Source organism: Dickeya oryzae (assembly GCF_020406815.2).
Classification (GTDB): Bacteria; Pseudomonadota; Gammaproteobacteria; order Enterobacterales; family Enterobacteriaceae; genus Dickeya; species Dickeya oryzae.
Window position 1 is genome coordinate 2,394,246 of the sequence record NZ_CP162670.1, and the last position, 12,604, is coordinate 2,406,849.

Genomic DNA, 12,604 nt, shown 5'->3' on the forward strand with positions numbered 1-12,604 from the left:
AATTGCCTGGTTGATTCGGTGCAGATTTTAGATACAACGCCCGAACTGCCTGCCGTTATCTTTGTACCGATAGCGGTTGGCTTAAAACACAGCACCACAGCCAGTTTGGCAGCCTGTAGCCCCCAAAGCCCTGCCGACTGGCAGGGCTGAGCCCATCAGGCAATAACCATCACTCTACTTAGTACCCGCCAGCAGACTTTTGCCGATGGACAACACCACACCGGCCTGACGCTGCTGTGCCGGTTCAAACGCTTTATTGTCAACCAGTGTGACCGGCTGGATTTCCACCACCCGACCTTTCACTACCGCAGAACATAATGAATGCACAACCTGATCATTGAGAATAGTCAGCAGACACCGGAATTTTGGGGTGCCATCGGCAACCAGATCCTTTTTCTCCGGGCGAATTCGCTGGCGCAGCATCTCTTTCTCGGAACTGGCAACCGCGGCATCCAGTTCAGTTTCAGTGGTCGCCTCCTGCCCGCTGATTGATGGCGGAATATAAATGGTGACCAGCGTCTTACGTTTTGTCGCGGTATCCACATATTCTGCTTGCACGGAATGCTCTTTAGCATCCACTTCCACGCCGCGACGTTTTAAACCATCAACCACAGCCGGTAACGCATCAGCCAGTTGTTGCGAGGTATAACCGGCAATCAGATCCGGATTTTTGTTATCGGCGAACCCACAGAGCGGCATCGCCAGCAACAGGCCAGATAGCCCTTTCGTTATCACACCCTTACTCATTTTTTTCGTCTCCTTCGTGCCTAATTTTTTCATCACATTTTCCATCCCCTGATTACACTATATATCGAATTGTTGTTTTATCAGTGTGATAGACCCAATTTTTGTCCTGCTGGCGCGATTGCACCGTCTGAGAATGCTCAAACGCTGCTGCGGCTCATCTTCCCGGTGCAGATCTCTACTGACAATACGTGACAACGTCACAAAAAACTGGCGCACTATACCGTCCCGACTATATTTGGCTTGAGGGAATCCGTTTTATTGGGTACCCGTTGATGAGGTCAACGGGCGTTTTATGCCCTCGGCATTACCGCTGATGTTGCCGCGTAATACTCAGGATGGCGGCAATAACATGACAATAGGAAAAGGGAGCATCATGAAACTCAACGCACTGATTCTGTCTGGCCTGTTCATCAGCGCCATCACCCACGCGGCCAGTACGACCGTCACGCTAAAAGAAGCACTGCCCACTGGCGATGGCGATACGCTTGGCAATGTCACTATCACCGAAACAGAGTATGGCCTGCTGTTTAGTCCCAACCTGAAGGGGTTGCAGCCTGGCATTCACGGTTTCCACGTCCATGCTAATGCCAGTTGCGCACCGGGCGTACAAAATGGCAATACCGTACCGGCACTGGCAGCGGGCGGGCATCTGGACCCGCAAAAAACCGGTCGGCATCTCGGCCCTTACAATGATAAAGGACATTTGGGCGATTTACCTGGTCTGGTCGTCAACGCGGATGGCACCGCGACTTATGAAGTACTGGCGCCACGGTTAAAATCGCTATCAGAAGTGAAAGACCACGCTTTGATGGTTCATACCGGTGGTGACAACTACGCCGACACGCCGAAGGAACTTGGCGGCGGCGGAATGCGCATCGCCTGCGGCGTTATCCAGTGACGTACCCCGGTCGATGCGGCACTACACCGCGTCGGCCACTTCTGTAGCCGTCATGGCGATGGTGAAATCCCCTCCACCCCACAAAATACATTAACAAAGTTAAGTAATTTCATTTTTCACAAAATAATTTTCTTATCATTCCCTAACCCGTTCATTTACCACTATCATCAATGTGATCCCGCACACGGAATTAGATTTCTTGCCTATTTGAGTGATGGCAGGTGATCGCGATCACCCTACACTCTATTCGCATCTCGTAGGATAAAATCAGGCTTCCCATTAAATTAATTTAAATATAGGGAGTGGAAATATTATGTCATCTTTCCTGAGCCATATCGCAATCCCGGGTTTAACAAGGAACCGCCCAGCACGTGGCACCTATCGTTGTGACGCCTTACCTAACTCATTGTCTGCTCTCGGGCTCCCCTCTAAGCCTGGGTTGCTGTTGGCGTTTGTCCCTCCTGAAGCCAACTTTTCCGAGGTCAACCGTGCCTGGCAACGTTTTTCAGCCCCTAATCGCACGGTGATTACCCTCTCCTCCACCGGCGCGTTATGCAGTCAACGTAATCGCTCGGCTTACTGCGAGATGAATAGCCCGCAGGGCAGTTGGTTATGGATGCCTCAATCGTTGATCGCCAAACATGAGGTACATCTGGTCGATCTGCACATGCATGACAAACCCAGTGCTCGCGTCAGAATCGACGCCATTAAACGAGAACTGGATCGCCTGAATGTCAGTATGTCGCTCTCTCCGGATAACACCTTTGCGCTGATTTATTGTGATGGTCTGGCGGCATCGGAAGGGTTTTTGATGCAGGCCTGGTACGCCTGCCGTCGTTTCCCCTGCCTGACTATCGGTGGCGCAGCTGGAGGACGGCTCGATTTCAGCGGCACCTACATTGGTGCGGACAACACCGTGCTACAAGGAAAGGCGGTGATCGTGTTCTGTCAGATGGCACCCGGCAAATCATTTGCGCCGTTCAAGAGCCAGAACTTTGAACCAACAAAACAGAGCTGGCTGGTGGCAGAAGCTGACCCTGTCGCCCGTACGGTGAAATCTGTTTTCGATGCCCACGGCCATGAGCAGCCGATTATTGACGCGATCGCTGCCTGTTTACGCTGTCCGCCAGGTCAAATCAGCCAGCATCTGACAGGAAAAACGTTCGCGGTTAAGGTCAATGACGAATACTTCGTTCGTTCCGTCGCCGCCATTAAAGAAGACCATATTGCCTTTTTCTGTGACCTGGAATTTGGTGACCGACTGCATCTCATGCAATCAACCGATTTTATCGCCACCACCGAACGGGACTGGCAACAGTTTGTGTCACAACATGGCAAACCGGAGCTGTTACTGCTCAATGACTGTGTACTGCGCCGGGTTGGCAACACCAGTCTGGAGCAGGCTCAATTTTTTGGTCAGGTCCCCGCCGCCGGGTTTTCCAGCTTTGGTGAAATTCTGGGGGTACCCATCAACCAGACGCTATCCGCACTGGCATTTTTTGACCGTGACGTGAAAGCCATGAACCATTTCCCGGTCGAATACGCCGCCTACGCCGGTCATTATGCTCAACGCGCCCTGCGGCGTTGGGAAGCCCTGCATGACATTCAGTCGGCCGTAGTCAAACAGGTGGTTGATTATGAACAGGCGTTGGCACCGCTGTTGATAGCCATGCCCCAACTGGAACAGGCAACGCTACGCCAGAGCGATACACTGGATGTGGCCCAAAGCAGCATCCGTGCAATTAGCGACTCCGCCTCAAAAACACAAGAAGCACAGGTCCGGCTGGAAACCGGTCTTAACGACCTGGAGCGTATTTCAACCAGCATCAGCCATATCACCAGCGGCATCAACGCGATTGCGGATAAAACCAACTTGCTGGCACTGAATGCCGCCGTAGAAGCCGCCCGCGCGGGTGAAGCAGGCCGGGGATTCGCCGTGGTCGCGGATGAGGTTCGTAAACTGGCAAGCTCCTCTAAAGAGCAGGTTGACGCGACTACCCACAGCATTAATGAAGCGGTTCAAACTATCGCGCATATCCGCTCCATTGCTCAGCAAACCGTCACGACAACCGCACAAATGGCGGATAAAAGTATCTCGGCAGCCAACCAAATCGCCACCATGAGTGCTGAAACCGATAAGGACCGGGCTAACATGACGGCGAATCTGGGTAATCTGAAAGATCTCGCCAAAGGGATGGACGCCATGCAAGATGCCGTTAACCAGTTGACGACGCTTCAAAAACTGGCCTCATCCTGAGTCTGCCGTTCCCTGGGGGTGCAGGCCGTGTACCCGGCTATCACCTCCAGCCCTTTCTCAACATCATGCAGTTTTTATGTGACAGATGTTGCTATTAAAGCGACAATGCGCCCACGCTTAAATCTGGTTACCACGTCACTGTTATTGGCTGACGTTACATAACACGATATCCATGCAGACATTTTTATTTGATACGCTCCCCACGCCCATTGGGGAATTATTATTGATTGCTGATGAAAATTATCACCTTAGAGCGGTGGAGTGGCGTGAATATGAAGAGAATTTATATCAATCGCTGAATAAGCGTTACCGTCATGACCCGTTCGTGTTAAAAGCCTGTAATAATCCGGGTCAATTGACCGATGCGCTATGCGCCTATTTCGCGGGCGACCTGAACATTATTGCGACCTTGCCCGTCGCTGCCGCAGGCACCGACTTCCAGCATCAGGTCTGGCAAGCACTTCGTACCATACCTTGCGGCAGTACAACCACTTACGGCGAACTGGCTGCCCGACTCGGGCAACCAGGTGCCGCCCGCGCCGTTGGGCTGGCCAATGGTTCCAATCCCATCAGTATTGTCGTCCCCTGCCATCGTGTTATTGGTGCGCGAGGTGCGCTCACCGGTTACGCCGGCGGCATTCATCGTAAACAATGGTTATTAACCCACGAAGGGTATTTGCCACAGCAGGATTTATTCAACCGCAACCACTGAGTGAGTGAAAATCCGCGAGTGGTGAGGCAAAGATACAAATATCGTGCCAAAAATATTAATAAGCTCACTATTTACTTGTCAGTTCCAGAGATAGCAGATCTTATCAGACCCAATAAAAGCTGTTAAAATTGACCAATATCAATTATCGCCTGAGTAAAGTCTATGATTCCTGAAAAGCGAATAATCCGGCGCATTCAGTCTGGCGGCTGCGCAATCCATTGTCAGGATTGCAGCATCAGCCAGCTGTGTATTCCTTTCACACTCAACGAGCATGAACTCGACCAGCTCGACAACATTATCGAAAGGAAAAAACCCATCCAGAAAGGGCAAGCGTTGTTCAAAGCCGGTGATGAACTGAAATCACTGTATGCTATCCGCTCAGGTACCATCAAAAGCTACACCATCACCGAACAAGGCGATGAACAAATCACTGGCTTTCATCTGGCAGGCGATCTGGTTGGGTTTGACGCTATCGGTGGCGCTCAGCACCCCAGTTTCGCTCAGGCCCTGGAAACGTCCATGGTGTGCGAAATCCCATTTGAAACGCTGGACGACTTATCCGGTAAAATGCCCAACCTGCGTCAGCAAATGATGCGGTTGATGAGCGGCGAAATCCGTGGCGATCAGGACATGATCCTGCTGTTGTCGAAGAAGAACGCCGAAGAGCGCCTGGCCGCCTTTATCTACAACCTTTCCCGTCGCTTTGCCCAGCGTGGTTTTTCACCTCGCGAATTCCGGCTGACCATGACTCGCGGTGATATCGGCAACTATCTGGGTCTGACGGTAGAAACCATCAGTCGCCTGCTCGGTCGCTTCCAGAAAAGCGGTATGCTGGCCGTGAAAGGTAAGTACATCACTATAGAAAATAATGAGCTGCTGGCCGAACTGGCGGGCTCATCACGTACTAAAGCTTAACCCCCCTTGTACAGCACCGGATCAATGATTGCTCTGAATTGTTGATCCGGCCGCGCTCATCTTATTGTTCAAAGCGATTTCCTTGCGTTACTCTTAACGGGCAGGCTGCAGAGTGACAGCCAACAGGAGGAGCTATGGCGAAGTATCAGAATTTACTGGTAGCTATTGACCCCAATCAGGATGACCAGCCCGCGCTGAGACGGGCCGTTTATCTGGTCCAGCGGCTTGGTGGTCGTATTAAGGCGTTTTTGCCTATCTACGACTTTTCCTACGAAATGACTACCCTGCTCTCTCCGGATGAAAGAACCGAGATGAGACAAGGGGTTATCGCCCAACGAACCGAATGGATTGCGGAACAGTGTAAATACTACCTTGATGCGGGGATCCCCATTGATATCAAGGTCATCTGGCATAACAAACCTTATGAAGCCATTATTCAGGAGGTGATTGCCGGTAAACACGATTTATTGCTCAAAATGGCTCACCAGCACGACAGGCTGGAAGCGGTGATTTTCACCCCGACCGACTGGCAGTTACTGCGTAAATGTCCTTGCCCGGTCTGGATGGTGAAAGACCAGCCCTGGCCGGAAAACAGTCGCGCACTGGTGGCGGTCAATCTGGCGAGTGAAGACCCCTATCACGATCCGCTTAATATAAAACTGGTATCCGAAGCACTGGATTTGGCTCGGCAGGTCAACCAAACCGAAGTCCACCTGGTTGGTGCTTATCCAGTCACCCCCATCAATATTGCCATTGAACTGCCGGATTTCGACCCTGGCGTCTATAACGGGGCTATCCGCGGCCAACACCTGCTGGCGATGAAATCTCTGCGACAGAAGTTCAATTTGGATGAACGCGTCACCCACGTGGAGAAAGGTTTGCCGGAAGAGGTCATTCCCGACCTGGCGGAGCATCTGCAAGCTGGAGTGGTGGTGTTGGGATCGCTTGGGCGCACCGGCCTGTCCGCTGCATTTATCGGCAACACGGTAGAACACGTGATCGATCACCTAAAATGCGATTTGCTGGCAATTAAACCGGACGACTTTGTTTCGCCGGTCACATTGCAGGGTGAAAATGACGCGGGTAGTCAGGAGAAGACCAACTGACCGCGACGGTTATCACGCTCAGTCACCACTCTCAATAACAACAGGGGCCATCGGCCCCTGTTGTTTTACTGATGTTTCATCGAATTGATGCTGACTTACAACGCTTTCAGAATCGCTTCCACGCTTTCTTTGGCATCGCCGAACAGCATTTGGGTGTTCTCTTTAAAGAACAGTGGGTTCTGCACACCAGCATAGCCGGTATTCATCGAGCGCTTAAACACGATAACATTCTGCGCTTTCCAGACTTCCAGTACCGGCATACCCGCAATAGGACTGTGTGGATCTTCCTGAGCGGCAGGGTTAACGGTGTCGTTAGCGCCAATCACCAACACGGTATCGGTATCAGTGAAATCATCATTGATTTCATCCATTTCCAGCACGATATCGTAAGGTACTTTCGCTTCCGCCAGCAGAACGTTCATGTGCCCTGGCAAACGACCCGCAACCGGGTGAATACCAAAGCGAACCGTAATGCCGCGAGCACGCAGTTTAGCGGTAATGTCATGCACCGGGTATTGGGCTTGCGCCACCGCCATACCATATCCCGGCGTAATAATCACCGAGGTAGAGTTTTTCAGCAGTTCCGCAACCTCTTCTGCGGTGGTTTCACGATGTTCACCCACGGCTTCATCACTACCTGCCGAAGAGCCGTCCGTACCGAAACCGCCAGCAATAACGCTAATGAACGAGCGGTTCATCGCCTTGCACATGATGTAAGACAGAATCGCACCGGAAGAACCCACCAGCGCACCGGTCACGATGAGCAGGTCATTGCTCAGCATAAACCCTGCCGCCGCGGCCGCCCACCCTGAATAGGAGTTCAGCATGGAAACCACCACCGGCATATCCGCGCCACCGATAGAGGCCACCAGATGCCAGCCGAACGCCAGCGCAATCAGCGTCATCAGCAGCAACGCGAATGCCTGCATTCCAGCACTGCCGGTTTTGACAAACACCAGCAACAACAGGAATGACAGTACCAACGCCAACAGATTCAGCTTATGGCGATTAGGCAGCATCAGTGGTTTCGATGAAATCAAACCACGCAGTTTACCAAACGCGACGATCGAACCAGTAAAGGTCACCGCACCGATGAAAATACCCAAAAATACTTCGGTCAGATGGATATTTTCCATGATGGGTTCAGCAATATCGGCTTCGCCAATAAAGCTGTTGAAGCCGACCAGTACCGCCGCCAGGCCAACAAAGCTGTGCAGAATCGCGACCAGCTCCGGCATTTCGGTCATTTCTACCTTGCGAGCCAGGCGCACACCGACAGTGCCGCCGATCACCATCGCGACGAGAATCCAGCCGACGTTCCCGGCATGCGGCCCCAGGATGGTCGCCAACAGTGCAATGGCCATCCCGCTAATACCGAAAATGTTCCCCTGACGCGACGTCTCGTGTTTGGATAAACCAGCCAGGCTGAAAATAAACAGAATTGCAGCAACGATGTATGCTGCTGTCACTAATCCTCCAGACATCCGTTACCCCTTAATTCTTACGGAACATTTTCAGCATGCGCTGAGTGACGGTAAACCCGCCGAAAATATTGATGCTGGCGATCAGCACGGCGATAAAGGAGAGAAAAGATACCCATCCCCCATGCCCAATCTGCAACAACGCCCCCACCACAATAATGCCGGAAATCGCATTGGTGACCGACATCAATGGCGTGTGCAGCGCGTGACTGACGTTCCAGACCACGTAGTATCCCACCACGCAAGACAGCGCAAATACCGTGAAGTGAGACAGGAACTCTTTCGGCGCCACGTTTGCCAGCCAGCCAAACAATACTATCGCCAACGCGATGAAGATAAATTTCTTCCAGGGCGACGCAGGTTTAGTGTCTTGCGGTGCCACCGCTGCCGCTGGCTTAGCCTGTTGTGGTTGTGCTGAAACCTGAATCGGCGGAGCCGGCCAGGTAATTTCACCAGATTTAACCACGGTCACACCACGAATCACGTTATCCTCGAAATCAATATCGATTTCGCCGTTCTTCTCTTTACACAGCAGTTTCAGCAGATTCACCAGGTTAGTGCCGTACAACTGTGACGACTGGGTCGGCAGGCGGCTGGGCAAATCGGTATAACCGATGATCTTCACGCCGTTTTCTGTCACCGTTACCTGATCAGCGACGGTCAGCTCACAGTTACCGCCGGTCTGAGCAGCCAGGTCGACAATCACGCTGCCGGGCTTCATGCTCTGCACCATTTCACGGGTGATCAGTCGCGGTGCGGGTTTTCCCGGGATCAGCGCAGTGGTGACGATAATATCCACCTCTTGAGCCTGTGCCGCGAACAGCGCCATTTCGGCCTTGATAAAGGCTTCAGACATCACTTTGGCGTAACCATCGCCACTGCCGGCTTCTTCTTCGAATTCCAGTTCCAGGAATTCGGCGCCCATACTTTTCACCTGCTCTTTAACTTCCGGGCGTGTATCGAATGCACGAACGATGGCACCCAGACTTCCGGCAGCCCCGATCGCGGCAAGCCCTGCCACACCGGCACCGATGATCATCACCTTCGCCGGTGGTACTTTACCTGCCGCCGTTATCTGACCGGTAAAGAAACGGCCAAACTCATGCGCCGCTTCAACAATGGCACGATACCCGGCAATGTTTGCCATTGAACTCAGCGCATCCATGGACTGGGCACGGGAAATACGCGGCACAGCATCCATCGCCAGAACAGTCACCTGACGCGCCGCCAGTTTTTCCAGCAATGCCGGATTCTGAGCAGGCCAGATGAAACTAATGATCGTACTGCCAGCTCGGGTGAATTCTATTTCTTCATCCAGCGGCGCATTCACTTTGAGCAGAATATCGCTCTGCCAGATCTCCGCAGTATCCAGAATTATCGCGCCAGCTTGCTCGTAAGCACTGTCATCGAAACTGGCCGGTTTGCCCGCCCCACGTTCAATAGCGACCTCAAAGCCCAGTTTCAGCAGTTGCTCCACCGTTTTTGGCGTGGCTGCGACACGGGCTTCATTGGCCAACCTCTCTTTTGGTACACCAATACGCATTGTGAATCCCTTTTCGTTGTCACGAAGGTTTTATATAGGCTATGTCAATCACTTGAAAAATGACTTGTCGCTGTTACCAGCACCCGCGGCGGCAGCGATAAGTCCCTTTATAACCTACTTAAAATGGAATTAATGATCCACTGCTAAAACCATTACGTTCTAAAAGCAGAGTTATGACAGGCAGCAATGCCCATTTACGGTCAAAAATCACAGCTAAAACAAGTTTTTCTACCATTATTGCTATAACAATATTCAAAGACGCCTCACAAAAAAGCACTGTTAACGCTTTGTTAACCGCACTAATTGCGATAAATATCGTTTATAAAATGAATTCGATTATTAATGGTGATTATTTCCATTTTTCTCTTTCCCCGTTGTTCACCGCATGATTTTGTAAGATTTGGCTTAAAATGCAGAGGCATAACATCAGGTTCCATGCCATAATCAGCGGCTACCACATAAAGATGGCTTGGAACGTATTCACCGTATGCGTCAGGCGAAAGGATTTTTTATGAAGCTGAGAACTAGCGTTGTTGCATCCACACTCTTATCAATAGTAGCGTTTTCGACGCAGGCTGCGCAGGAACTTACGCCAGAAAAAGCACAATCACTACAGCCCTTTAAGCGTATTACCTTTTATGGTCGTTACGATGCTATTTATGAAGCGGCTACGGCGGCCTCCCAAAAGGCAGATGAGAGCGGCGCGGCGGCGTTTTACATTCAGGGTACTTCCGAAGTTAACGGTGGCCGTTGGCAGGTAACCGTCGATTTGTATAAAAAAGATGCGCCCGCTGCCGTCAAAGATACTTCTCACCGTGAATTCAGTGGCGTTCAGGAACTGCCGAAAGATGAGGCGGTACGTCTGGAACCTTACGACACTGTCACGGTAAACGGTGCATTCAGTAACCAACCGGAAGTCAGCGAAGCCATCGGTAGTGCAGCCAAGAAAAAAGGCGCTTACTCGTTCTATATCGTTCGTCAGGCAGATATCAATTCTGACGGAACGACCCAAAGCATCACAGCGTTTATCTATAAGAAAGACGCGCCTAAGCGTCAGGTACAGAGTCCGGACCTGATCCCGGCCAACTCCGAAGCCGGTAAAGCCGCTGTCGCTGCTGGTGGTGCCGCCGCGGCTAAAGTGGAAATCCCCGGTGTGGCAACCTCTTCGAGCCTGAGTGATAAAGTGGGTAACTTCTTCCAGACCCAGTCTTCAAACGTAGGCTCACGTTACACGGTAACAATGCCGGATGGCACCAAGATTCAGGAACTCAACAACGCCACTGCCGCTCAGATGGCACCGTTTGACTCCATTAGCTTCCGCGATAGCTTTAGCAGCCCGACAGACATTTCTGAAGCCGTAGCCAAACGTGCTTACAAGAAAGGTGCTAAGTTCTATCACATCACCAAACAGTGGCAGGAAAACGGCGACCACTACACTATCGGCGCCGACCTGTACAAATAATCACCGTGCGTGATGCATAAAAAAACCGCCATCTGGCTAATGCCGATCGTTTAAGGATCGGTTGACCGATCCGGTGGCTGATGTAAAAAGGGTTCATGTCTTCACATGGACCCTTTTTAATGGAACTTTCACAGGCCCTCGGCATTATCAATCTTACTGCTCCCGATGAAGTTCAGAGTCTTGCCGACCTCCTTTCCCCCGACCTTATTCAGCAGGCCTTTACCCTCACGGATACCGTGACGCTACGTAAGCGTAAGCTTCCCCTCGAATCCATGGTCTGGCTGGTTATAGGTATGGCTATTTTCAACAACAAGCCTGTGTCCCATATCGTCAATCTGATGGACATCGCTGACCGGACTGGCAGACCTTTTACCGCACCCAGCTCCGTCATTGCCCGCCGCAAAACGCTGGGTGAGGATGCCATTAGAGTTCTGTTCGAACTGACACAACAGCACTGGCATGAGGAATCCCGGCATCCGCTCTGGAACGGGCTGACGCTGAACGCCGTTGATGGCGTGGTCTGGCGAACGCCCGACACACCGGAAAATGCCGCTGCCTTCGCGAAAGCGGAAAATCAGTACGGTGAAAAAGGCTTCCCGCAGGTCCGCATGGTGTGTCTGATGGAACTGAGCAGTCACCTGCTGCGCGCCAGCGTGATGGGCCGGTATGACGTTAATGAGATGCGGCTGGCGGCAGGACTGGCAAAGCAGGCACCGGATAATAGCGTGACGTTGTTTGACAGGGGCTTCTGGTCAACAGGCCTGCTGCATGACTGGCACAGGGCAGGAGAGAACCGCCACTGGTTGTTGCCGCTGAAAAAGGGCACGCAGTATGAGGTGATACGCAGACTGGGCAGGCAGGATGAACTGATAACGCTGAAGACCTCGCCACAGGCAAGAAAACAGTGGGAAGGTCTGCCGGATGAGCTCACTGTCCGGTTAATCAGCAGGAAGGTTAACGGTGTGGAACGTCAGGTTGTCACATCGATGACGGACGCGATGCGTTACCCGGCGGCAGACATAGCAGAACTCTACAAACACCGGTGGGAAATCGAACTGGGGTATCGTGAGGCGAAGCAGTTCCTGTGCGGCAACCGCTGGACGCTGAGAAGTAAATTACCGGAGATGGTGAGACAGGAGCTGTGGGGGATACTGCTGACATACAACCTGGTGCGGTATCAGATGGTGAAAATGGCGTTCAGCCTGAAAGGAGATTATCTGCCGTATCAGCTGAGCTTCAGCGGTTCGGTGGCAGAAATAATGCGGCTGTTAATCGGGCTGCCATGGTCCTCACCGGGAGCAGTACCGGGACACCTGAAACACTTCTACAGCAATGCCGCGATGCTGAAACTGCCGCCGAGACGGGAGCGGGAGTATGAAAGAGAAGTGAGGCAAAAAAAGCCCAAATACCCTTTTAAAAAATAAATATCCTCCGGCATAGCCGGAGGTTTTTCATATGCGCCTATAAGGTGTATTAGTCGCGA

10 protein-coding genes are annotated in these 12,604 nt (G+C 51.9%); 7 read left to right on the plus strand and 3 right to left on the minus strand.

The genetic code is table 11. The features are described from left to right. Window positions 1-174: 174 nt before the first annotated feature. A complete protein-coding gene (locus LF929_RS10565) occupies window positions 175-747 on the minus strand; it encodes a hypothetical protein (RefSeq protein WP_226092534.1) in 573 nt (190 codons plus the stop codon). A gap of 373 nt (window positions 748-1,120) precedes the next feature. Here LF929_RS10565 and sodC point away from each other — a divergent pair, with 373 nt between their 5' ends. From sodC to uspE, 5 genes are all read left to right on the plus strand, one after another. Continuing rightward, entirely contained in the window at window positions 1,121-1,645 is a 525-nt protein-coding gene (gene sodC, locus LF929_RS10570) for a superoxide dismutase family protein (protein ID WP_038907957.1), read from the plus strand. 313 nt (window positions 1,646-1,958) lie between these two features. Beyond that, window positions 1,959-3,902 carry a methyl-accepting chemotaxis protein gene (locus tag LF929_RS10575; protein WP_210174931.1) on the plus strand — a complete coding sequence of 648 codons (1,944 nt, stop codon included), beginning with the start codon at window positions 1,959-1,961 and terminating at the stop codon, window positions 3,900-3,902. 172 nt (window positions 3,903-4,074) lie between these two features. After that, window positions 4,075-4,614, plus strand: coding sequence for a methylated-DNA--[protein]-cysteine S-methyltransferase (gene ogt / locus LF929_RS10580; protein ID WP_038907955.1), 540 nt, complete (start codon window positions 4,075-4,077; stop codon window positions 4,612-4,614). Between the two features lie 162 nt (window positions 4,615-4,776). Then, window positions 4,777-5,529: a fumarate/nitrate reduction transcriptional regulator Fnr gene (gene fnr / locus LF929_RS10585; RefSeq protein WP_016941395.1), complete on the plus strand. Its 753-nt coding sequence runs from the start codon at window positions 4,777-4,779 to the stop codon at window positions 5,527-5,529. Window positions 5,530-5,663: 134 nt separating this feature from the next. After that, window positions 5,664-6,635, plus strand: coding sequence for a universal stress protein UspE (gene uspE, locus LF929_RS10590; RefSeq protein ID WP_038907954.1), 972 nt, complete (start codon window positions 5,664-5,666; stop codon window positions 6,633-6,635). A 95-nt stretch (window positions 6,636-6,730) separates the two neighbouring features. Here the strand turns inward: uspE and pntB are convergent, their stop codons facing one another. Next, window positions 6,731-8,119 (minus strand): Re/Si-specific NAD(P)(+) transhydrogenase subunit beta, encoded by a 1,389-nt coding sequence (gene pntB / locus LF929_RS10595; protein ID WP_016941397.1) that lies wholly within the window; start codon window positions 8,117-8,119, stop codon window positions 6,731-6,733. Window positions 8,120-8,129: 10 nt separating this feature from the next. Then, window positions 8,130-9,659 carry a Re/Si-specific NAD(P)(+) transhydrogenase subunit alpha gene (gene pntA, locus LF929_RS10600; protein ID WP_210174932.1) on the minus strand — a complete coding sequence of 510 codons (1,530 nt, stop codon included), beginning with the start codon at window positions 9,657-9,659 and terminating at the stop codon, window positions 8,130-8,132. Window positions 9,660-10,170: 511 nt separating this feature from the next. Between pntA and ydgH the strand changes: the two genes are divergently transcribed. Together ydgH and LF929_RS10610 are read left to right on the plus strand one after the other, a co-directional pair. Further along, window positions 10,171-11,121 carry a DUF1471 family protein YdgH gene (gene ydgH / locus LF929_RS10605; protein ID WP_023639649.1) on the plus strand — a complete coding sequence of 317 codons (951 nt, stop codon included), beginning with the start codon at window positions 10,171-10,173 and terminating at the stop codon, window positions 11,119-11,121. 119 nt (window positions 11,122-11,240) lie between these two features. Next, window positions 11,241-12,545: an IS4 family transposase gene (locus LF929_RS10610; RefSeq protein ID WP_368678935.1), complete on the plus strand. Its 1,305-nt coding sequence runs from the start codon at window positions 11,241-11,243 to the stop codon at window positions 12,543-12,545. Window positions 12,546-12,604 lie beyond the last annotated feature (59 nt).